Source organism: Adhaeribacter terrigena, from assembly GCF_016623615.1.
Lineage (GTDB): Bacteria > Bacteroidota > Bacteroidia > Cytophagales > Hymenobacteraceae > Adhaeribacter_A > Adhaeribacter_A terrigena.
The window spans coordinates 312266-334073 of sequence record NZ_JAEHFX010000003.1 but is presented as its reverse complement, the minus strand read 5'-3'; the positions used below and the strand labels follow the sequence as shown (position 1 = coordinate 334073).

The following is a 21808-nucleotide window of genomic DNA, read 5'->3' as shown; positions in this document are numbered from 1 at the left end:
AATGAAAATTAAAGGCTTTTTTGGTTTCCTAAAGTTTTTTAAGGGTTTTTAAGCCCAGAAACATAGCGTTTTTCAGGGGCGTTTTTTAAAAAAGTTTGAACAGCCTGAATTGCCGGGTCAGGACGCCGTTCTGCTTAGCCAAAAAATCAATATCCGTTTATTTAATTCGTTTAATAATAAATTCATGTGAAAATTTAAACGGGCAGGCTATGGAAGTGGTATATCAACATGATCTGGTAATGATCTGCTATAAACGGGAAGAAAATTTGCTGCAGGTAAGCTGGAGAAACTATCTGACATCGGAAGACTTTATGCGGGGCTTTCGGGCGCTACTGAAACTGACTTCCGAGCTGGAAATAGAAAAATGGCTCATAGATGCGCGGCATTCGGAGGAACTTGTTACCAAAAACATGTGCTGGAGCCGGGAGTTTATAGGCTCGGTATTGGAAAAAAGTAACCTGAAGAAAATTGCCCGGATTGGTGCCGGAAACGAAGTGCAGGAACAGGATATCCTCAATAATGTAAATTTCCTGATCCAGAATTACCAGCTTCCGTGCGAGATCCGTTTTTATAAAAACCCGCAAAAAGCTTTGGATTGGTTGAGTGAAAAAACCCAGGATTATTCAGCGCTTAAACCCGAGTTCCAGACCTGAGTGCATTTTATAGTTTTTTTTAGGTTCAGAAAAGCTGGCGCACCATTATTTTACTGCTTCCCGCTGCTTCATTCTTGAGCAGTTCAACCGAAATGTTATCGGTTTCGTTGAAAAACCGGGCCAGGCCTTTGATAATGCCAACGCCTAATTCTATCATTTTTCTTTCCGACACATAATGGATCTCAATTTCATTGTGGCGTAACCGGAATACCTGCAGAATAGGCGGCGCTGCTCCGGCCGTACTTTTTCTTACGGAAACGTGAATCGTATTTTCAGCATGTTCCAGCAGATCGAGCGTGCGCCATTGAGGATTTATGTACGCGCGGTAAACTTTCATCAGGTCGGGTACCAAGTGCATGCCGAAAAGCTCCAGTAACTGTTCCTGCGGTAATTGCGTGCGCCTGGAAACACTGCTGAGTAAAGCCCTGATCTCGGAATCGGGATAAATAGTCACGGGGTTGTATTGCCGGTCCTGTAAATTATTTTCCGCCAGAATCTCATCCCAGGCTTTGTAGGAAAGGTGGTTTAAAGCAAATTTTTCGTACTCAATAAAGATAAATCCGTGCATATAAACTTGTGAGTAAGCAATTAAAACCAACCCCGGCAATAACAGCGGCTTTAATTATAAAGCAATATTTTTGCGCTCCGGCAATAATCGCCTAAATTAGCCGGATGCCCGCAACTTTACGGAATTTATTCGTAAATAATCATAATATTTTTTTACCTGTTTGGCACCTTTTATAGCCTGCAAACCGCAAAAAGTTTTAATCACCCGCGTGAATAGTCTTATTTTTTTATTTAAAGTACTTTTTACCCGGAAAACCATAGCGTTTTTTTTGCTCCTGCTGTCTTTTCCGGCCGCGGCCACTTCCGAATTTACCAAACCCGTTCAGCAGGCATACCAGGAAATTATTAAACTGCGGGTTGCTTCCGGGAAACAATTATTGCAGGCCGAACTCCAGAAAGACCATGATAATGCCTGTGCGTTGCTGGTTGCCAATTATGCCGATTTTCTGACGGTGCTGGTTTCGCAGAATGAAAAGGTGTATAAAAGTCTGCGCGCACAGCAGGAAAAGCGGCTCGATCTGCTGGCTGCTTTAAAAGAAAAAACGCCTTACAAACGCTACGCCCAGGCCGAAATAAGACTGCAACTGGCCATGTGCGAAGTTTTTTTTGCCGACGAAGTGCAGGCCGCCTGGCACGTACGCAGCGCATTTTTATTGCTAAAAGAAAATCAGAAACTGTATCCCGATTTTATTCCGAACCGCAAGTCCTTGGGTTTGCTGCAGGTAATAATTGGTTCCGTGCCCGATAGCTACCAGTGGGTTTTTAATATTCTGGGCATGCGCGGCGATATAAAAAGCGGTCTGGTTAACCTTAGTTCAGCGGCCCGTATGCCGAATTTATTTCAGACCGAAGCCAGTATTTACCTGCAATTTGCCCAGGACTGGATGAACCGTAAAGATAATTCCGGCCCCAGATTCATGAATAAACTGGCGGCCGAGAATCCGGATAACCTGCTGTTTACGTACCTGGCCATGAGCATGTTGAAAAAAAACAAAAACTGCGACGCCTCGCTGGCAATCTTTCAGAAACGCCCCACCGATAGCCGCTACCTGGAATTCCCGTACCTGCATCACATGGCAGCCGATATGTTTCTTTACAAAGGCGATTATGCGCGTTCTTTACGCGAAAACCAGTATTTCCTGGAGCATTACCAAGGCAAACATTACCGGAAAGATGCCAACTTTAAATTATACCTGGCCAGTCTTTTAAGCGACGACCCACTGACAGCACAATTATATTACAGCCGCATAAATAATACCGGCGCCGCCGTGGTAGAAGAAGACAAATACGCCCAGAAATTTGTAGAAAATAAGGAGGCAATAAACAAACACCTGGTAAAAGCCCGGCTGCACGCCGACGGCGGTTATTATCAGAAAGCCCTTATAGCGTTGCAGCATTTCCAGCCCGCATCCCGGCTTACACAAAAAGAAAAAACCGAACTGTTTTACCGCAAAGCGCGCATTTTTCAGGGTTTAGGCAAAGATGATTCCGCCGTTGTATATTACCAGAAAACGATAGAAACGGCCGGAAATATGGCTTCTTATTTTGCGCCGAATGCTGCCCTGCAACTAGGTTACTTAGCTGCCGAACGAAACGATAAAACCACGGCCCGCAAATACTTCAAGAAAGCGCTGGCTTACCCCAAACACGAATACAAAAACAGCATCGATTCAAAGGCCAAGATCGGGCTTTCGACGCTGTAATTATTGAATGAGTGAATGAGAGAATGTGGGAATTGGTGAATTTGGAAATGTATAAATTGAAAACTAAAGGAATTTTTAATGAATGTAGAATAAACTATTCTATAACGTGATGCAATAATGTTAGACAAGGCGGTGCCCTGTCTCTACGATTATTTCATATTCAATAATTCAATAATTCTCTCATTCAATCATTACCAATGCTCGAATTCCTTTTTTCAGACCTGAATATTAATGCGGAAGATTTCCGGCGGAAGGCTCTGCATTGGGCGGAAAAATTTGCGCAGCTGGCTTATTTTGATGGCAATAATATTCCGTATTTGTATAATGGCTTTGAAAATTTGCTGGCCATTTCGGATGCGAAAACGGTAGGGTTTTCGGGCGAAAAAGTATTTGCAGCGCTGGAACGTATTTCAACTTCCGGAAAATTCTGGTGCGGGCTCTTGAGTTATGATCTGAAAAACCAGGTCGAAAACCTAAAAAGCCAGCACGAAGATTTTATCGGTTTCCCGGAAGCGCATTTTTTTGAGCCGGAAATTCAGCTTACTTTTTCAGAAAAAACGGTAGGTATTTCTGCTTCGAAAGTCGCAACTGAAGAAATACTACACCAAATTTTAACTACTGCAATACCGGAAACGCAGCCGCATGAAATAAGCTGGCAAAGCCGCACTTCGGAAGAAAAATATTTAGAAAATGTGCGCCATATTCAGGATCATATTCTGGAAGGCGATGTGTACGAACTGAATTACACCATCGAGTTTTTCGCCGAAAACGCTACCGTTTTCCCGGTACAGTTATTCGAGGCGCTGAATAAAAAGTCCCCGACTCCTTTTGCCGGTTTTTTCAGGCTGAACGATAGCGTTTTGATGTGCGCGTCGCCGGAACGTTTCCTGAAAAAGGCAGGCAACAAACTTATTTCTCAACCCATAAAAGGCACGATCAAACGCGGTAGGAATCCCAAAGAAGATGCCTTTCTGAAAGACCAGCTTTTGAACGACGAAAAGGAGCGCGCCGAAAACCTGATGATCGTGGATCTGGTGCGCAACGATTTGAGCCGCTCCGCCGAAACCGGCAGCGTAAACGTGGAAGAATTATTCGGCATTTACGGATTTCAGCAGGTTTTCCAGATGATCTCTACCGTTACCGCCCAGGCCAGACCTGAAGAAAATTTAGCTTCCATTTTAAAACACACTTTCCCCATGGGCAGCATGACCGGCGCACCCAAGATCCGCGCCATGCAACGCATTGAGCAATACGAAGACCACCGGCGAGGGCTATATTCAGGCTCCATCGGCTACCTGCAACCTAACGGCGACTTTGATTTCAACGTCGTGATACGCAGTTTGCAATACAACGCCAAAACCAAATACCTGAGCTACAAAGTAGGCAGCGCCATCACCATCGATTCCGTGCCCGAAAAGGAATTCCAGGAATGTTTATTGAAGGCAAAAGCGATTATGGAAGTGTGTTGAATTGTTAAATTGTTGATTGCTAATTGTTGGTTGAAGAATCGTGATTCAAATTTTCTGGTATCACCTTTTTTGTTAAATTTCAAATCATAGTTTATTCTACCTAAAGCCTATAGATTTCACTTCCAACTTAAATTTAAACCAATTAACAATCAGCAATCAACAATTTAACAATTAATAAGCTGCCATTCTGTCAGAATATTCCGGTAAACTTCTTATCTTTGCAGCTGTTTTTGAAGAATAATACGGAAGATGGATACGCTGATTCAAAGCCTAGATTTTATAGATAACCGCACGCCGGAGGAGGCCATGGCCTGCGATTTTAAAGTTACCGAAGAAACCAACACCGGTAAAAACCGCAAACTCTACATTGAAAGCTACGGCTGCCAGATGAATTACTCCGATTCGGAAATTGTGAGTTCGATAATGGCGGAAGACGGTTTCGATACGACTTCTAAAATTGAAGAGGCGGACGTAATTTTCCTCAATACCTGCTCTATTCGCGAAAAAGCCGAAAAAACGGTGCGCGACCGTCTGAAGCAGATCAAGCAATACAAAAAGAAAAACCGCGACCTGCAGGTGGGTATTCTGGGCTGTATGGCCGAACGGCTGAAAAAATCTCTGCTGGAGGAAGAAAAGATCGTTGACTTAGTAGTTGGTCCGGATGCGTACCGCGATTTGCCGAATTTAATTAACCAGGTAGACGAAGGCCAACGCGCCGTAAACGTGATCCTAAGCCGCGAAGAAACCTATGCCGATATCAATCCGGTGCGTCTAAATTCCAACGGCATCAGCGCCTTTGTTTCCATCATGCGCGGCTGCGACAATATGTGTTCGTTCTGCGTGGTGCCGTTTACCCGCGGCCGCGAACGGAGCCGCGATGCCCATTCCGTGATCCGTGAAGTACAAAGCCTGATCGATGCCGGTTACAAAGAAGTTACCTTGCTGGGCCAGAACGTAGATTCCTACAAATGGGCTTCGGAAGATGGAACAGAGTTTGTGAATTTTGCGAACCTGCTGGAAATGGTAGCAAAATTAAGCCCGGAACTGCGCGTGCGTTTCTCCACTTCCCACCCGAAAGACATTACCGACGAGGTGTTGCATACCATGAAAAAGTACGACAACATCTGCAAATACATTCACCTGCCGGTGCAAAGCGGAAACACCCGCGTACTGGAACTCATGAACCGCACGTACACCCGAGAGTGGTACATGAACCGCGTAAACGCCATCCGCGAAATCCTGGGCGAAGAGTGCGGCATTTCTTCGGATATGATCGCGGGCTTCTGCACCGAAACCGAAGAAGAACACCTCGATACGCTCAGCATGATGGATTTTGTGCAGTACGATTATTCTTACATGTTCTTTTATTCTGAACGCCCGGGAACCCTGGCCGCCCGCAAACTGGAAGACGATATTCCGCTGGAAGTGAAAAAACGCCGCTTGGCCGAGATCATCGAAAAGCAACGCGAAACTTCGCTGAATCGCAACAAGCTCGACATCGGCAAAGTGCATAAAGTGCTGGTAGAAGGTTTCTCAAAGAAATCAGATGCTGAACTCATGGGCCGCAACGACCAGAACAAAGTGGTGGTTTTCCCGAAGAAAAATTTCCAGCCCGGCCAGTATGTGAACGTATTCGTGACCGATTGCTCGGTAGGCACTTTGTTCGGCGAAGCGATTGATTAATGTGCTGATTTTTTAATGTGCCAATGTGCTATTGTTCTTCATTAATATTAGAAAATAGCACATTGGCATTAATACAGTTTTCATCAGCACATTAACACATTAGCAAATTAGCACATTAACCTCATGCAAAACAGTGAGATACAAGGCGTAAAGCAGCGTTTCGGAATTATCGGGAATGCGCCGCAGCTCAACCATGCTATTCAGGTGGCGGTGCAGGTGGCTCCTACCGATATGACCGTGCTTATAACCGGCGAAAGCGGTTCCGGCAAGGAATCTTTTTCCAAGATCATACACCATCTCAGCCCGCGCAAACACGGGCAGTTCATAGCCATTAACTGCGGCGCCATTCCGGAAGGAACCATCGATTCGGAATTGTTCGGCCACGAAAAAGGCTCGTTTACCGGTGCCCAGGAAGCCCGTAAAGGCTATTTTGAAGTAACCAACGGCGGCACGATCTTTTTAGATGAAATTGGCGAAATGCCTTTGGGCACCCAGGCGCGTTTGTTGCGGGTGCTCGAAAACGGCGAATTCATCAAGGTGGGTTCATCTAAAGTTCAGAAAACTGATGTGCGGGTGGTAGCGGCTACCAACGTGAATTTATACGATGCCGTGCGGGAAGGAAAATTCCGGGAAGACCTGTATTACCGTTTGAATACCGTGCCTATTTCCGTACCGCCGCTGCGCGACCGGGGCGACGATATTTATTTGCTTTTCCGCAAATTTGCTTCCGATTATGCCGAAAAATACCGCGTAAAAGCCATTACGCTCACGCCCGATGCTGTTGCTGCGTTATTGAAATTCCGGTTCCCGGGCAATATCCGGCAGCTGAAAAATATTGTGGAACAGATCTCGGTGCTGGAATACGACCGGGAAATCAGCGCTGACAAACTGCGCAGCTATCTGCCAATAGAACAGAACACCCTGCTTCCGGTGCTTTCTTCGCAGGGTAAAACAACGGAAAGTCCGCTGGAGCGCGACCTGCTTTATAAAGTTCTTTTCGACATGAAAAAGGACATGGCCGATCTGAAAAAACTGGTGTTCAACCTGCTCGATCCGCAACATTCAGAAGATGAATTGCTGCGCCAGAACCGTCATTTGTTCGAAAATATCGGCTATCCGGATCGCGTGGCTTACACCCCGCACGAATCTAAAACGGATAATTACCTGCTGCCGGTGGAAGAGGAAACGGTAGAAGATTACGAGGAAAAAGTGGAAGACATTCCGCACGAAACAGAAGAAGAAACGCTTTCGCTGGAAATGAAGGAAAAAGAAATGATCCTGAAAGCGTTGAAAAAACACCATAACAAACGCAAATACGCCGCCCAGGACCTAGGCATTTCGGAACGAACCCTTTACCGCAAACTGAAACAGTATGACATTGAAGAACAGTAAAATAGCCCTGGCACTTTTTTGCTTCCTGAGCATAGCGTTTTTCAATGGTTGCGCGTATTCGTTTTCCGGCACCTCGCTGCCCCCGGAAGTTAAAACGTTTTCGGTTTCTACGTTTCCGAATAATTCCGGACAAGGGCCTTCTATTTTAAGCCAGAGCGTTACTAATAATTTCAGAGATTTTTTTCAGCGAAATTCCAACCTGGATCTGGTACAACGCAACGGAGATCTGATCTTCGAAGGCCAGATCATTGGCTACGAAATTTCGCCGGTGGCGCCTCAAATCCAGGATGGCGTAGACGTGGCGGCCCGAAACCGGCTAACCTTACGTTTACAGGTAAAATTCACCAATACCAAAGATCCCAAACAAAGCTTCGATCAGTCGTTTTCGGCCATCCGCGATTTTCCGCAAAGCCTGAACATTAACCAGATAGACGAAGCCCAGATCCGCCAGCTCATGGACCAGATGATGACGGAAATTTTCAACCGTTCGGTAGCAAACTGGTAAAAATTACGCATATTGCCCTTGTTTCCGCCGCTTATCACCCTATGAATAAAGCCTCTTTTCTTACGCTCGTGCGCCAGGCCTCCCGCATTTCCGACCAGGATGTGGAAGAGCTGGAAAAGCTTGTCGTAAATTTTCCTTACTGCCAGACTGCCCATTTGCTTATAGCCAAAGCCGCTTACGACAAAGGCAGCATGCTTTCGAACCAGAAACTGAAAAAAGCGGCTATTTATGCGGCTAACCGGCAGCTGCTCAAAAAACTGATCTATACTTCCGATGCAACCGTATCGCTAAATCCGCTGGAAACGGCAGAAACGGCAGCAGAAACAACAGATAAAGTAACGTCCGCAGCAGAAAAGCAACCCGCTGCTCCTGCCCTGCCCGAGCTCGAGCCTGAAATTCTGGAAGAAACCGAAACGCATGAAGTTGACCTGGATGCTGATATTACCAACGCAGAAACTCCTGCCGAATCAGCAGAAAATGAAGCTTTAACAGCGGCAAAATCCCAGGAAGTACCAAAGGCAACTCTTTCGGAAACAGAGCAGGAAGAAGCCGCCGGCGAAAGACTGGTAGCAGAAACCAATGCCATTTTAACGCAGGCAAACGAAAGTATTCCGGAATTAACGGTAGCGGAAGCACTGTACGAAGACGCCGCCATTGCCGAAGATATTCTGGAAGAAGGGCGTCTGCCGGAAACCGAAGCAGAATTTTTAGGTGCCTTAGCTAAAGAAGAAGAAACCCTACCGTTTTCGATTCCCGCGCCAATAGAACCTGATTCTGAACCGGAAACCGAAAAAACGGTAGGCTTGGAAGCCGGAAAACTGCCTGAAACTACAATCCCAATGGCAGAAAATCCGGAGGCTGAAACGCTTCCGGAACCAGTAGCAACCGTATTTGAAAATGTACTTTCTGATACCGAAACCGAAGGCCTAACCGAAGAAAAAGTAGCAGAAGAAGAAAGTCCAGCTGATGAAGTAACAGCGCTTTCAGAAAAAAATTCAACGGAAGCCCATGCTGCGCCAGAAGAAGAAACTGCGGAAACAGAAACATCTACGGAAGTAACTGCGCAGGAATTGGTAGCTGCGGCCGCGCATACCCTGGAAGACGTTCCGGATCTGCACGAATTATTCCTGGAAAATGCCCCGGAAGCCGTAGCTGAAACGCCGGTACCGGAAACGGAACAGGCTTCTGTTCTAACGGAACCGGTTACTATTCTGAACGATGACCTGCTGCACGAAACGCTGGCCAATTTTGATCAGTATTTATTTAAGCCGGAAAAAGAACAGGCAACCGAAGAAATTGCCCGGCCAGAGGAAGATCTGAAAGTTGTATACCCGAAGGACGAGATCCAGCATATTTACGACAACGATGCGCTGGGTTACTGGATGAACACGAGCCGTTTGGGCGAAAGCCTGCAGCTTAAAAACGAACTGACCACGCCGCAACCTTACGATTTTTATCCGGATCTGATCTGGGAATACAGCAAAACTCACGAGCTGCGCAAAGAAATAAAACCAACGGTTTCGAAACTAAGCAAGCAACTGGAGATTATAGACGAGTTCCTGAAACTGACGCCGCGCTTAAAATCCATGGCCCATAATAAGGTAAAACCGGAAACGCAGGAAGATCTTTCATCGAAGAGTTCGAAGATCACTAAAAACCTTGCTTCGGAAAATTTTGCCAATATTCTGGTGCAGCAGGGAAAAATTAAAAAAGCGATAAAAATTTACGAACACCTTATATTGAAAATTCCGGAAAAAAAAGCTTACTTTGTGACACAGATCGAAAAACTGCAGAATCAGGAGTAAATAACAGCTCTTTATTAACGTTATTAGCAGGTTTTCAATTCTTTAAAATCTAATTCGTAATTTCTAATTTTTAATTAAAGTAAAATGTATATCGCCCTCGTTAGCATTATTATTTTTGTATGCGTGCTGTTAGTTTTGGTTGTGTTGGCTCAGAATTCTAAAGGTGGCGGCTTAAGCGGCCAGTTTGGCGGCGCAGGTGCCAGCCAGCTTATGGGCGTAAAACGCACCGGGGACTTACTCGAAAAACTAACCTGGGGCTTTGCCATTACGTTGGTAGTTTTAACACTTGCCACGCACACCATTCTGAAGTCTTCTAACACAGGCACTGTAAACCGGAGTGTGAACCAGGAACGTGCTGCCCAGCAGGCGCCGGCCGCAGTAGCTCCGGCTACAACCGCGCCGCAAGGTGAAGGCCAGCAGGCACCGGCTCAAACCAACGAGCAGCCAGCCGTAGCAACCCCGGAAGCTGAAGTTGCCCAGCCGCAGAACGACCCATTGACCCAACCAGCGGAATAATCAATCTGGAATATATGCAGAAAACCGGTGCTCCAAAAGCGCCGGTTTTTTTTATGCCTATAGTTTTTAAGCTCCAAACCATAGCGTTTTAAAAGCAAAACTGACAGAAACTGACATATTTTTCCGCCAACGGAGCTGACAATTCGGCAAAAATGGCTTAATTTCAGGCTTGGCACAGGAAATGATAGGAGCCTTATGTCTTAAAATTTAACTTTAAATCAAACAACTCATAAAACTATGGCCATTAACATGAAACCTCTGGCTGACCGCGTGATCGTTGCGCCGGCCGCCGCAGAAGAAAAAACAAAATCAGGTATCATTATTCCGGACACTGCGAAAGAAAAACCGCAACGTGGCGAAATTGTAGCTGTAGGCAACGGCAAAAAAGACGAGCCAATGACTGTGAAAGTTGGCGATCAGGTATTATACGGCAAATATGCCGGTACTGAGATCAACATTGAAGGTGTAGACTACCTGATAATGAAAGAGTCTGATATTTTCGCGATCGTTTAATTACGCTCCGGAAATTCCCTTTCATATTTTCTAAAAGAGATTTTTAATCAAGAAATTTTAAAACCACTCAAACAGATGGCAAAAAATATTTCCTTCGATACCGAAGCCAGCAACAAAATTAAAGCTGGGGTAGATAAATTAGCGAACGCAGTTAAAGTAACGCTTGGCCCGAAAGGCCGTAACGTGGTAATCGACAAGAAGTTCGGTGCCCCATCCATCACCAAAGATGGTGTTACTGTAGCCAAAGAGATCGAGCTGAGAGACCCGGTAGAAAACATGGGCGCACAGCTGGTAAAAGAAGTAGCTTCCAAAACTGCCGATATGGCCGGTGACGGTACTACAACTGCTACGGTTCTGGCGCAGGCTATTTACACGGCCGGTATTAAAAACGTAACGGCGGGTGCCAACCCAATGGACCTGAAACGCGGCATCGATAAAGCGGTTGCCCGCGTGGTTGAAAACCTGAAATCACAATCTAAAAAGATCGAAAACTCAGCTGAAATTGCCCAGGTAGGTACGATCTCTGCCAACAACGACTTCGAAATTGGTAAAATGATTGCCGATGCGATGGACAAAGTTGGTAAAGACGGCGTGATCACGGTAGAAGAAGCAAAAGGTACGGAAACCGAAGTGAAGACCGTAGAAGGTATGCAGTTCGATCGTGGTTACCTTTCTCCTTACTTCGTAACCAATGCCGAGAAAATGGAAGCTGATCTTGATAACCCATACATCTTGATCTACGACAAAAAAGTTTCTACCATGAAAGAATTACTGCCTATTTTAGAGCAGGTAGTTCAGACTGGTAAGCCTTTGGTTATTATTTCTGAAGACGTGGACGGCGAAGCTTTAGCTACTTTAGTAGTAAACAAACTGCGTGGTTCCCTGAAAATTGCCGCGGTTAAAGCTCCGGGCTTCGGCGACCGTCGTAAAGCTATGCTGGAAGACATTGCCATTGTAACCGGTGGTACTGTAATTTCGGAAGAGCGTGGTTACAAACTGGAAAATGCTACTTTGGAGTATTTAGGCCAGGCTGAAAAAATGATCATCGACAAAGACAATACTACTATTGTTTCCGGTAAAGGTCAGAAAGAAAACATCACGGCCCGCGTAAACGAGATCAAATCTCAGATGGAAAAAACCACTTCTGATTACGATCGCGAAAAACTTCAGGAGCGTCTTGCCAAACTTTCTGGTGGTGTTGCCATCCTTTACATCGGTGCTTCTACTGAGGTTGAAATGAAAGAGAAGAAAGACCGCGTAGACGATGCGCTTCACGCAACCCGCGCTGCCGTAGAAGAAGGCGTTGTTGCTGGTGGTGGTGTTGCCCTGATCCGCGCCATTGAATCCCTGCAAGGAATCGACGTAGACAACGAAGACCAACTGACCGGTATCAACATCATCAAGACCGCCATCGAAGCGCCGCTTCGTACGATCGTGGCCAACGCCGGCGGCGAAGGTTCGGTTGTGGTTCAGAAGATCCGGGAAGGTTCTGGTGATTTCGGCTATAACGCCCGCGATGACAAATATGAATCTATGTTTGCAGCCGGTATTATCGACCCAACCAAAGTTACCCGTTTAGCTTTAGAGAACGCTGCTTCTATTGCCGGCTTATTGCTGACAACGGATTGCGTAATTTCTGACGAGCCGGAAGATGAAAAAGCGCAAATGGGCGGCATGCCAGGTGGCATGGGCGGCATGGGCGGCATGATGTAATCTGAAACCGAATTTCAAATTTGCCCAATAAAAAATCCCCGGTCAGTTCTGGCCGGGGATTTTTGTTTTTATAAGTTTTCAGGCTGAAAAGGATAGCGTTTTTTTCCTTTAAATCTAACAACAAGCAACTATTACTTTTACCTGTTTCTAACCGTTTTTAAAATGCTATGGTTTTAGTGCTTAAAACTGCTTTCTGATAATCAACTGGCAGCAGAAACATAATTTTCCCGTACAACCGAAATAGAATCAAATTCAGTTGCTAATCTTATAAAGTATGGAAAGTTTCGTGCTTAGTGATCAAAACCCGGCATTTACCATTTGGGGAAATGAAGAAACTATGAGCGCTGAAATATTAAAAGTAATTCTGAAAGAAACGCTTCCGGACCAGGTTCTTCATTTGCAGGTAACCGACGAAAACGGCTTTTTGTTGTATGCAAAACCCTTAATACCAAAACCTGCAGAACCCGATACGGTGACTTTCAACGAATATCCGGAAGTGCCGGTAAACAAACGCTTCATTTTCAGTGCGCAGCTGGAAGTACGTATTGAAGCCCAGGCGGGTAATACGTTTGAAGTAGAAGTGCAGTACGTTTAAGCGGAGCAAATTTCTACGTGCTGAAAACGGTATCCTTTTGAGGTCAAAAACTCTTTGAAGCTTTCCTCCTGCTTACAAATCTTTCACTTTCACCACAATATCGTGCGGAGCCGTTTCGTCGCCGCCAAAATACGGAAAAAGCTTATAGCCATTGCTTTGGCCGGAACAGCCGCGGGGCAATTCCGCAAACTTCTCGCCTACCCTTAATAAATACGTACTGTCGTTCATTTCAATGCTCATCTCAACCGGTTTACCGATCGGAATGGCGGTAATAAATTCAGAATTACGCATGCCGTTTTTATAACCGTAAGCGTGAATTTCGAGCTGGTTGTTTACCCAGCACCAGCCCATGCGCGCGCTATTGGAATGGTGCGCCGAATTGCAATCGGAAAGGCCGTAAAGTTTATTGATGTCGAACTGGTTAACCGGATCGATGGTCTTGTAAACGGCGGAACTGTCGAACAAAACCGAAAAGCTGAGTTTGGTGGTTTTTATTTCCCCGGTTTCGCGGTTATCGGCATAGTGGCTGCCTTTTTTAATGGTGTAGATCCGGAAACCGTTCGGGTCGGTAAGTTCCTGTTTAGCGGGAGAAATCTTTTCTTTTTCAGAAGAGGTGCAGGCACTTAAAAACAGGCCGAAGCCGGCAATAACCGGCAGGAAGTTTTTCCGGGAAAGGAATTTCATAAAAGTTTAATTCAATATTGTTTAGATGAAGGTTTTGCGCAATTGTTCCTTTAAATAAGTAAATATACCGGTAAGTAACAAATGCTTTCCCGGCAGACAAAAAAAATCCCGGAACAGTTGCCTGTACCGGGATTTTTTTGTTAAAAAAAGATAGCGTTTTGCTTAGCCGCGGCCGTGCATCATGTAAGTAAGCTTTTTAGATACTGCGAGCAGCACAAATCCTAAAACAATTACGAAAGCGCCAATGCCTCCGAAAATAGTTAAAGCACCCAGTTCTTCTACATACTTTACAATGTAACCACCCATGATATTAGCCACAAACGAGCTCAGCATCCAAACACCCATTAACATAGAAGCATAGGCTAACGGCGCTAATTTGGTAACCATAGAAAGGCCAACCGGAGAAAGGCAAAGCTCGCCCAATGTATGCAGGAAATAAGCACCTACTAACCACCAGATATTAGCTTTAATAGAAGCATCAGCTACGTCGCCGCCACGTTCCATAACCGCACCTACCATCAGGAAGAAACCAAGGCCTAAAAGCATCATACCCATTGCCATTTTAACGGTCGTGTTCGGGTTTTTGCCTTTAGAAGCCAGGCTGATCCACATAGAAGAAATAATCGGGGCTAAGGCCACAATGAATAACGGGTTAACCGACTGGAACCAGGCAGTTGGAATTTCCCAGCCAAAAACCACGCGGTCTATATAACGTTCGGTATACAAGCTTAAAGAAGAACCGGCCTGCTCGAAACCAGCCCAAAAGAAGATCACGAATAACGTTAAAACTAAAATTACGGCTACGCGGTCGGTTTCCTGTTTAGTAAGTTTGGTTTTTGGAGCAGCTTTCTGTTCAGCGGTCTTAGCCACGAATTTACCGATATTACCCAGGTAAGACTGTGCCATAGTATTGAACATAATCTGGCCCAGCATCATACCGATACCGGCAGCCAGGAAGCCATAACGGTAACCGTACGTTGCACCCAGGTAACCGCACACTAACGGCGCAATGAAGGCGCCGGTGTTAATACCCATATAAAAAATAGTGAACGCACTGTCGCGGCGCACATCGCCTTCGTCGTATAATTTTCCTACAATGGTAGAAATGTTCGCTTTAAAGAAACCGTTACCAATAATCAATAAGCCAAGACCCAAGTAAAAGGTCATGTCATTCAATTCGGAGAAAAGCGAAAACTGGCCCAGCATCATTAAAATACCACCAATGGTAATGGCTTTCCGCTGCCCGATATAGTTATCGGCTAACCAGCCGCCGATAATTGGGGTCAGGTAAACAAAACCCGTAAACCAGCCATAAAGCATCCCGGCATTGCCATCTGTCCAGCCGCGGCCGCCCAAATGGTTCGAAGTCTCGTTTACAAGGTAAAGCATTAGCAAAGCGCGCATACCATAATAGCTGAAGCGCTCCCACATTTCCGTCATAAATAACAGGTAAAGCCCCTTCGGGTGGCCTTGTTTTACCTGTGCTTGTTGGGTGGTTACTGACATTTAAAAATTAATTAAGTTTTAAAGATGAGTGATTAATTGAACAGTTTTTTCGCACAAAGCGGAAAAGTAAATCTACGCGTAGGAAAGCATTAAACCAAAATTTTTGATTTTTTTGTACGGGCTATTCGCTTTAAACCCATTTTTGCGACAAAACAAAGGCTGAAATTAGCTGTTTTGGAAAGCGTTTTTGGGTGAACGGTCATAATTAGTTAATGAAAGAATAACAGGCGTTTCAAATTATTTTTTATTTTTGTACCAAGTTTTATCATCATCAAAACATAAATACTTTAAATCCCTTACATATTCTCATGAAAGAATCTGGCAGAAAATCGAACAAAGTGGGCCTCGAGAGCATTGGTATCGTACAGGCGGAAAGCGTACTTTGGAACCTTACCCCGGCGGAGTTGGTAGAAGAAGCACTGAAAAATGGTGAAGGCGTTTTATCTGATACCGGCGCGCTGATGTGCGATACAGGTAAATTCACCGGCCGTTCTCCAAAGGACCGTTTCGTAGTAAAAGATGCTAAAACTGCCGATTCAGTATGGTGGGGTGATATCAATATCCCATTCGATGCTGATAAATTCGACAAGCTGCAGGCTAAAATGATCAAATTCCTGGAAGGGAAAAAGATTTACGTACGCGATGCCTTTGCCGGCGCCGATCCGGATTATCGTTTAGATCTGCGCATCGTAAACACGCAGGCCTGGCAGAATCTTTTCTGCAACAACATGTTCCTGCGCCCAACCGACGAGGAAATTGCTAACCACGTTCCGAACTTTACCATTATCTGTATCCCTGAATTCCAGGCCGATCCGGAAGTAGACGGCACACGCCAGGCAAACTTCGCGATCCTGAACTTCACCAAGAACATGATCCTGATCGGTGGTACAGGTTACGCAGGTGAAATGAAAAAAGGTATCTTCGGTGTGTTAAACTATATTTTACCGCACGAAAAAAATACCTTATCCATGCACTGCTCCGCAAACGTGGGCGCAGAAGGCGATACCGCTATTTTCTTCGGTCTTTCCGGTACCGGTAAAACAACTTTATCTGCAGACCCGAACCGCGGCCTGATCGGCGACGATGAGCATGGCTGGACAGAAAAAGGCGTTTTCAACTTTGAAGGTGGTTGCTACGCAAAAGTGATCGATCTTTCTCAGGAGAAAGAACCACAGATCTGGGATGCCATTAAATTCGGCTCGATCCTGGAAAACACCCGTTTCTTTGAAGGTACCCGCACGCCGGATTATTCAAACAAATCGGTAACTGAAAACACCCGTACTGCTTATCCGATCAATTTCATCAACAATGCGATTGAGCCTTCTGTAGCAGATATTCCTAAGAACATCTTCTTCTTAACCGCCGATGCATTCGGGGTATTGCCTCCGATCTCGAAACTGAACAAGAGCCAGGCCATGTACCACTTCATTTCTGGTTATACTGCAAAAGTAGCCGGTACAGAAGTTGGTGTTACTGAGCCACAAACTACCTTCTCTGCCTGCTTCGGCGCGGTGTTCCTGCCGTTGCACCCAACCAAATACGCAGAAATGTTAGGTAAGAAAATGGACGAGAACAAGGTAAACGTTTGGCTGATCAATACCGGCTGGACTGGTGGTGCTTACGGCACAGGTTCCCGTATGAAACTGCCTTATACCCGAGCTATGATCACGGCTGCCCTGAACGGCGAACTGGAGAACGTGAATTTCACGAACCATTCTGTATTTGGTGTAGCTATGCCGGAATCCTGCCCGAACGTGCCAGCAGAGATCTTAAGCCCGCGCAACACGTGGGCCGATAAAGATGCTTACGATGCCAAAGCTAATGAACTGGCGGCCGCATTCGTGAAAAATATGGGCAAATACGCCGATTTCGCAAGCGAAGATATCTTAGCCGGTGCTCCCAAAGTTGCGGTAGAAGCTTAATTTCAGCTTCTGAATTAAATATTAATAGCCCTGCTGTGAAAACGGCAGGGCTTTTTGTTTGTCTGAATGTGGATTCGCCAGATTATAGGATTATTGGATTAGGTTTTCCATGAACAAGGTTTTAAGAATTGAAACAAACAAATTAATTGAGCCAAGCAGGTAGGTTTTGCTTTTTGAACTGCTGACTTTAGCCAAATGCAATTCTCTGCAAAAGTATTTTGGCTAAAGCCGATTTAATGGTTTAATTTTAACCCTGCAGGAAGTCAGGGTTAATTCCATTTTTATATGGAGTTTCTTATTACCTAAAGATTCTTATTTAAAGTGATATTTGAATCCTAAAACCCCAAAATCTGACGAATACAAATTCAGAGAATAAAAAACACATGCACCTTTTCTATACCCCTGATATTTCCGGTAGCGAATATACCTTAAGCGAAGAAGAATCGAAGCACGCGATCCGGGTTTTGCGTCTTGTAACCGGAGAAATGGTACAGTTGGTTGATGGGAAAGGTGGGTTGTATGAAGCAAAAGTAACCGATCCGAACCCGAAACGCTGTAAGCTGGAAGTTGTAAAAACGGTATCGGAATTCGGTAAAAAACCCTTCTACATTCACATTGCTGTAGCGCCAACCAAAAACCTGGACCGCATGGAATGGTTTGTAGAAAAGGCAGTAGAAATTGGCATCGATGAGATCAGTTTCCTGAAATGTGCCCGCTCGGAACGCAAGGAACTGAAGCTGGACCGCATGGAAAAAATTGCCGTCAGCGCCATGAAGCAAAGCCTGAAAGCCTATTTGCCAAAGCTGAATGAACTCACGCCTTTCAAGACTTTTATAGCTAATTCAGATACCGTTTACAATACTTACATTGCTCATTTAGAAGAAGGTAACCGCCAGGATCTAAAGCAGATAAATACGTCCGGCAAAAGCTATTGTGTACTCATCGGTCCGGAGGGAGACTTTTCGCCGGAAGAAATTGAATTGGCGTTAAATAAAGGAATTAAACCGGTTACGTTGGGAGAAAGCAGATTGAGAACCGAAACGGCCGCTTTGGTGGCCTGCCACACACTAAACCTGTTGCTGCGTTAGTTATTACTTTGCTGTCAATCATTATTTGGTCATCCCGAGATTGCGGCGAGGGAACTATCGCAGCTTTTAAACTGAGCAAGATTGGCTGCGCCGAATTTCATTTCCTCCAAAAGTAGGAATGACTAATGAAGCGTAAGTTCGTATATTTCAATAAAACCTGAACCAAAAATGAAGAAGCTTCTTCTAACCATATTTACTTTTTGCCTCGTTTTCTATAGCGTTTTGGCGCAGAAACCGAGCTTTCAGATCGCGAAGCTGAAGTACAATGGCGGCGGTGACTGGTACGCGAATAAAACCTCTTTGCCCAACCTGATCAATTTTGCGAACAGCAACTTAAAGCTGAACATCGATAAAAATGAAAAAGTGGTGGAAGTTGGCAGTGCAGAATTGCTGGAGTATCCGTTTGTACACATGACCGGCCACGGCAACGTGGTTTTCTCGGCGGCTGAAGCAGAAAATCTGCGCAAGTATCTAACCGGTGGCGGTTTCCTGCATATTGACGATAACTATGGCATGGATAAGTTTGTACGCCGCGAAATGAAAAAAGTGTTCCCGAATCTGGATTTTGTGGAAGTGCCTTTCTCCCACCCCATTTACCACCAGAAATACGCTTTCCCCAAAGGGCTGCCAAAAATTCACGAACACGACAATAAGCCGCCGCAGGGGTTTGGCCTTTTCTACCAGGGAAGATTGGTTTGCTTTTACACCTATGAAACTGATTTAGGCAATGGCTGGGAAGATCCGGAAATCTATAACGACCCGGTAGAAAAACACGAAGCCGCCTTGAAAATGGGAGCTAATATCCTGGCTTTCGCACTTACGCAGTATTAAAAAACCTGGGTTTTCTCCCATTTCAGGAGCCGAAGAATATTCTGTAAATTTGCCGAACTAAATTCCGGATCCGGACCTTTAGATTATTACCTGACTTTTAAGGCTAAATACCTTACCGTTTTTCATGAAAAAAGAACTTGACCTAGTTTTTCCGCCGGAAATTGCCTTTGATGCCACGCAATTAGAAAAGGAACTGATCGAAGCTTCGGGTATTGACGCAGAAGAAGTAAAATTCCTGCACAAAGTTAAACGCTCGATTGATGCCCGTGGCCGCAAAGTTGGTGTGCGCATCCGGGCCGATATTTACACCGAAAACCCTCCTGCCGAAGCCCTAATTCCTGATTTCCATTACCCAAACGTCGGCCATAAAGATAAAGTGGTGATCGTGGGCGCCGGTCCGGCCGGATTGTTTGCCGCTTTGCGTTGCATCGAATTAGGTCTGAAACCGGTTATTTTAGAACGTGGAAAGGATGTACGGTCCCGCCGCCGTGATCTGGCCGCCATCAATAAAGAGCATGTTGTAAACCCCGATTCGAATTATTGTTTTGGCGAAGGCGGTGCCGGCACGTATTCCGACGGTAAGCTTTATACCCGGTCTAAAAAACGCGGCGATCTTTACCGCATCCTGCACATTTTAGTAAAGCACGGCGCCACGAAGGATATTCTTTTCGATGCGCACCCGCACATTGGCACCAACAAATTACCGGTTATCATGCAGGCCATGCGGGAAACCATTTTAAATGCCGGCGGCGAAATGCATTTCGAAACCCGCGTGACCGATCTGATCATTGAAAAAAATGAAATAAAAGGCGTGGTAACGCAAAATGGTACGGTTTACGAAGGAAAAAGTGTGATCCTGGCAACCGGCCATTCCGCCCGCGATATTTACGAATTGCTGCACGAAAAAAATGTGCTGATAGAAGCCAAACCGTTTGCCATGGGCGTGCGCGTAGAGCATCAGCAAAGTTTAATAGACGGCATTCAATACCACTGCGAAGGCGACCGCGGACCATATTTACCGGCTTCGAGTTATGCGCTGGTGCAGCAAACCTACTTAAATAACAAGCAGCGCGGCGTATTTTCATTCTGCATGTGCCCGGGTGGCTTTATTGTGCCTTCGGCTACGGCTCCCGGCGAAGTGGTGGTAAATGGCATGTCGCCGAGCCGCCGCGATTCTAAATTTGCGAACTCCGGAATAGTAGTTGCCATAGAAACCGAAGACATGGATCTGGCGCAATTTGGTCCTTTGGCCGGCCTGAGGATGCAACAGGAATTGGAACGCAAAGCCTGCGCAATGGCGGGCAGAACGCAGGTTGCGCCGGCGCAATTGCTCCAGGATTTCACGAAACATAAACTTTCAGCTATGTTGTTAGAAACTTCCTACCAGCCGGGTTTAAAATCGGTGGATATGCACGAATTATTGGGAACGAACCTGGCGCTTCGGCTGAAAGAAGGATTTCAGGCCTGGGGTAAAAAAATGCCCGGTTATTTATCGAATAATGCCCAGATCATCGGGGTGGAAAGCCGTACCTCTTCGCCGGTGCGCATTCCGCGGGATAAAGAAACCCTGGAACACGTGCAGATCAAAAACCTGTATCCGTGTGCCGAAGGTGCCGGTTATGCGGGTGGTATTGTGTCGGCGGCGATGGATGGAGAACGCTGCGCCGAGAAAATTGCAGAGAAGATCCTGAAATAGGAACACAAAGTTTTGCGTCTTTGCCGGCGCATTAGCTTTAGTGCAGATAGGGCCAAAAACGAAAATTCAGGCCCGCAGATCTCAGCGTTTTTACCTTAACCGTTCTGGTATTCCGAACCTTTGTGCCAGAAAACAGTATCTTTCAGAAGCAAAAAAACGAATAACGCTATGAAAAAAACTGTAGTAATTGGCGCTACCGATAACCCGAGCCGTTTTGCCTACAAAGCAGTCCAGAAACTTTTGAATTACGGCCATGAAGTCGTTCCCGTAGGGATCAGGCATTCCGCTATTGGTACTCTACCCATTCAGCATTTAAAAGATAACCCCAGGATAGAAGGCGTAGATACCGTTACCATGTATGTGGGGCCGCAGCACCAACCCGCCTGGTACGACTACATTTTATCGCTGAACCCCAAACGAATCATCTTTAATCCCGGCACCGAAAACCTTGAATTTGAAAGGATGGCCGAAGATCAGAAAATAGAAACCATGCACGCCTGCACGTTGGTAATGCTGGCATCCGGGAGCTACTAGTAGCTCCTTTTTTTTTGCTTATTTCATTGCATCCAGGCTTCAATTTTTCTATTCAACGGCATTATTTCATATTCATAAGTTCTAATAAAATTAAAGTTTAAACAGATTTTATTTCCCTTTTCTCATACCTTTTCACCTAACGGCCTTCTCTAAAAAATACTATTGGCCTTTTACTTAAAATTAAAACCAAACATTGAACAAACTCATTATTTGTTTTGTCTGCCAATAGATTCCGGAAAAGAATATTAAATCAGGCAACCCTGATTAACAAAGCTTCCGGATGGTAAAAGTTAGATTTTACAGGCTAAATCAACAGCAAATTAACAGGTTTACGGCAGCACTTTTTTGTATTGATTTCCTAGCGTTTTATCAGGTTTACCCCCCTTTCTTATCTGATAAATTCAATTTCAGGAATTCGAGTAAAAACCAAAGT

Annotated in this window: 19 protein-coding genes; 16 read left to right on the top strand and 3 right to left on the bottom strand. The window is 45.3% G+C overall.

Annotation, left to right across the window (positions count from 1 at the left end; all coding sequences use genetic code 11):
- Positions 1-209 precede the first annotated feature (209 nt).
- Positions 210-653: a hypothetical protein gene (locus I5M27_RS08165; RefSeq protein ID WP_200505705.1), complete on the top strand. Its 444-nt coding sequence runs from the start codon at positions 210-212 to the stop codon at positions 651-653.
- A 25-nt stretch (positions 654-678) separates the two neighbouring features.
- Here the strand turns inward: I5M27_RS08165 and I5M27_RS08160 are convergent, their stop codons facing one another.
- Positions 679-1221: a heme NO-binding domain-containing protein gene (locus tag I5M27_RS08160; RefSeq protein ID WP_200505704.1), complete on the bottom strand. Its 543-nt coding sequence runs from the start codon at positions 1219-1221 to the stop codon at positions 679-681.
- Positions 1222-1489: 268 nt separating this feature from the next.
- On the opposite strand from I5M27_RS08160, the gene I5M27_RS08155 reads away from it, so the two are divergent.
- The 10 genes from I5M27_RS08155 to I5M27_RS08110 all read left to right on the top strand — a co-directional run bounded on the left by I5M27_RS08155 (position 1490) and on the right by I5M27_RS08110 (position 13114).
- The gene (locus I5M27_RS08155) at positions 1490-2923 is read left to right on the top strand and encodes a tetratricopeptide repeat protein (protein WP_200505703.1); all 1434 of its coding nucleotides are present in this window, start codon (positions 1490-1492) and stop codon (positions 2921-2923) included.
- A gap of 197 nt (positions 2924-3120) precedes the next feature.
- Positions 3121-4392 (top strand): anthranilate synthase component I family protein, encoded by a 1272-nt coding sequence (locus tag I5M27_RS08150; protein ID WP_200505702.1) that lies wholly within the window; start codon positions 3121-3123, stop codon positions 4390-4392.
- Between the two features lie 249 nt (positions 4393-4641).
- Positions 4642-6075 carry a tRNA (N6-isopentenyl adenosine(37)-C2)-methylthiotransferase MiaB gene (gene miaB / locus I5M27_RS08145; protein ID WP_200505701.1) on the top strand — a complete coding sequence of 478 codons (1434 nt, stop codon included), beginning with the start codon at positions 4642-4644 and terminating at the stop codon, positions 6073-6075.
- A 123-nt stretch (positions 6076-6198) separates the two neighbouring features.
- Complete coding sequence (locus tag I5M27_RS08140; RefSeq protein ID WP_200505700.1) at positions 6199-7467, top strand: sigma-54 interaction domain-containing protein; 1269 nt, start codon at positions 6199-6201, stop codon at positions 7465-7467.
- Positions 7448-7972 (top strand): LptE family protein, encoded by a 525-nt coding sequence (locus tag I5M27_RS08135; protein WP_200505699.1) that lies wholly within the window; start codon positions 7448-7450, stop codon positions 7970-7972. Before I5M27_RS08140 ends, I5M27_RS08135 begins: the two co-directional genes overlap by 20 nt.
- A gap of 41 nt (positions 7973-8013) precedes the next feature.
- Positions 8014-9777, top strand: coding sequence for a hypothetical protein (locus I5M27_RS08130; RefSeq protein WP_200505698.1), 1764 nt, complete (start codon positions 8014-8016; stop codon positions 9775-9777).
- 84 nt (positions 9778-9861) lie between these two features.
- Positions 9862-10293: a preprotein translocase subunit SecG gene (secG, locus tag I5M27_RS08125; RefSeq protein WP_200505697.1), complete on the top strand. Its 432-nt coding sequence runs from the start codon at positions 9862-9864 to the stop codon at positions 10291-10293.
- Positions 10294-10530: 237 nt separating this feature from the next.
- Positions 10531-10806 (top strand): co-chaperone GroES, encoded by a 276-nt coding sequence (locus I5M27_RS08120; protein ID WP_200505696.1) that lies wholly within the window; start codon positions 10531-10533, stop codon positions 10804-10806.
- Positions 10807-10881: 75 nt separating this feature from the next.
- Positions 10882-12519 (top strand): chaperonin GroEL, encoded by a 1638-nt coding sequence (gene groL / locus I5M27_RS08115; protein WP_200505695.1) that lies wholly within the window; start codon positions 10882-10884, stop codon positions 12517-12519.
- A gap of 337 nt (positions 12520-12856) precedes the next feature.
- On the top strand, positions 12857-13114 hold the full coding sequence (locus tag I5M27_RS08110; protein ID WP_200505694.1) for a hypothetical protein: 258 nt from the start codon (positions 12857-12859) through the stop codon (positions 13112-13114).
- Between the two features lie 72 nt (positions 13115-13186).
- Here the strand turns inward: I5M27_RS08110 and I5M27_RS08105 are convergent, their stop codons facing one another.
- The gene (locus I5M27_RS08105; RefSeq protein WP_200505693.1) at positions 13187-13798 is read right to left on the bottom strand and encodes a hypothetical protein; all 612 of its coding nucleotides are present in this window, start codon (positions 13796-13798) and stop codon (positions 13187-13189) included.
- A gap of 162 nt (positions 13799-13960) precedes the next feature.
- The gene (locus tag I5M27_RS08100) at positions 13961-15304 is read right to left on the bottom strand and encodes a peptide MFS transporter (RefSeq protein ID WP_200505692.1); all 1344 of its coding nucleotides are present in this window, start codon (positions 15302-15304) and stop codon (positions 13961-13963) included.
- A gap of 308 nt (positions 15305-15612) precedes the next feature.
- Between I5M27_RS08100 and pckA the strand changes: the two genes are divergently transcribed.
- From pckA to I5M27_RS08075, 5 genes are all read left to right on the top strand, one after another.
- On the top strand, positions 15613-17226 hold the full coding sequence (gene pckA, locus I5M27_RS08095) for a phosphoenolpyruvate carboxykinase (ATP) (RefSeq protein WP_200505691.1): 1614 nt from the start codon (positions 15613-15615) through the stop codon (positions 17224-17226).
- Positions 17227-17609: 383 nt separating this feature from the next.
- Positions 17610-18314: a 16S rRNA (uracil(1498)-N(3))-methyltransferase gene (locus I5M27_RS08090; protein ID WP_200505690.1), complete on the top strand. Its 705-nt coding sequence runs from the start codon at positions 17610-17612 to the stop codon at positions 18312-18314.
- A gap of 168 nt (positions 18315-18482) precedes the next feature.
- Positions 18483-19145, top strand: a complete 663-nt coding sequence (locus I5M27_RS08085) for a DUF4159 domain-containing protein (RefSeq protein ID WP_200505689.1) — start codon at positions 18483-18485, stop codon at positions 19143-19145.
- A gap of 124 nt (positions 19146-19269) precedes the next feature.
- Positions 19270-20841, top strand: a complete 1572-nt coding sequence (locus I5M27_RS08080; RefSeq protein ID WP_200505688.1) for an NAD(P)/FAD-dependent oxidoreductase — start codon at positions 19270-19272, stop codon at positions 20839-20841.
- Positions 20842-21009: 168 nt separating this feature from the next.
- Positions 21010-21375: a CoA-binding protein gene (locus I5M27_RS08075; RefSeq protein ID WP_200505687.1), complete on the top strand. Its 366-nt coding sequence runs from the start codon at positions 21010-21012 to the stop codon at positions 21373-21375.
- Positions 21376-21808: the final 433 nt, after the last annotated feature.

Coding starts and splice junctions, on each gene's coding strand:
- I5M27_RS08165 (WP_200505705.1), top strand. CDS start 210: ATGGAAGTGGTATATCAACATGATCTGGTAATGATCTGCTATAAACGG.
- I5M27_RS08160 (WP_200505704.1), bottom strand. CDS start 1,221: ATGCACGGATTTATCTTTATTGAGTACGAAAAATTTGCTTTAAACCAC.
- I5M27_RS08150 (WP_200505702.1), top strand. CDS start 3,121: ATGCTCGAATTCCTTTTTTCAGACCTGAATATTAATGCGGAAGATTTC.
- miaB (WP_200505701.1), top strand. CDS start 4,642: ATGGATACGCTGATTCAAAGCCTAGATTTTATAGATAACCGCACGCCG.
- I5M27_RS08140 (WP_200505700.1), top strand. CDS start 6,199: ATGCAAAACAGTGAGATACAAGGCGTAAAGCAGCGTTTCGGAATTATC.
- I5M27_RS08135 (WP_200505699.1), top strand. CDS start 7,448: ATGACATTGAAGAACAGTAAAATAGCCCTGGCACTTTTTTGCTTCCTG.
- I5M27_RS08130 (WP_200505698.1), top strand. CDS start 8,014: ATGAATAAAGCCTCTTTTCTTACGCTCGTGCGCCAGGCCTCCCGCATT.
- secG (WP_200505697.1), top strand. CDS start 9,862: ATGTATATCGCCCTCGTTAGCATTATTATTTTTGTATGCGTGCTGTTA.
- I5M27_RS08120 (WP_200505696.1), top strand. CDS start 10,531: ATGGCCATTAACATGAAACCTCTGGCTGACCGCGTGATCGTTGCGCCG.
- groL (WP_200505695.1), top strand. CDS start 10,882: ATGGCAAAAAATATTTCCTTCGATACCGAAGCCAGCAACAAAATTAAA.
- I5M27_RS08110 (WP_200505694.1), top strand. CDS start 12,857: ATGAGCGCTGAAATATTAAAAGTAATTCTGAAAGAAACGCTTCCGGAC.
- I5M27_RS08105 (WP_200505693.1), bottom strand. CDS start 13,798: ATGAAATTCCTTTCCCGGAAAAACTTCCTGCCGGTTATTGCCGGCTTC.
- I5M27_RS08100 (WP_200505692.1), bottom strand. CDS start 15,304: ATGTCAGTAACCACCCAACAAGCACAGGTAAAACAAGGCCACCCGAAG.
- pckA (WP_200505691.1), top strand. CDS start 15,613: ATGAAAGAATCTGGCAGAAAATCGAACAAAGTGGGCCTCGAGAGCATT.
- I5M27_RS08090 (WP_200505690.1), top strand. CDS start 17,610: ATGCACCTTTTCTATACCCCTGATATTTCCGGTAGCGAATATACCTTA.
- I5M27_RS08085 (WP_200505689.1), top strand. CDS start 18,483: ATGAAGAAGCTTCTTCTAACCATATTTACTTTTTGCCTCGTTTTCTAT.
- I5M27_RS08080 (WP_200505688.1), top strand. CDS start 19,270: ATGAAAAAAGAACTTGACCTAGTTTTTCCGCCGGAAATTGCCTTTGAT.
- I5M27_RS08075 (WP_200505687.1), top strand. CDS start 21,010: ATGAAAAAAACTGTAGTAATTGGCGCTACCGATAACCCGAGCCGTTTT.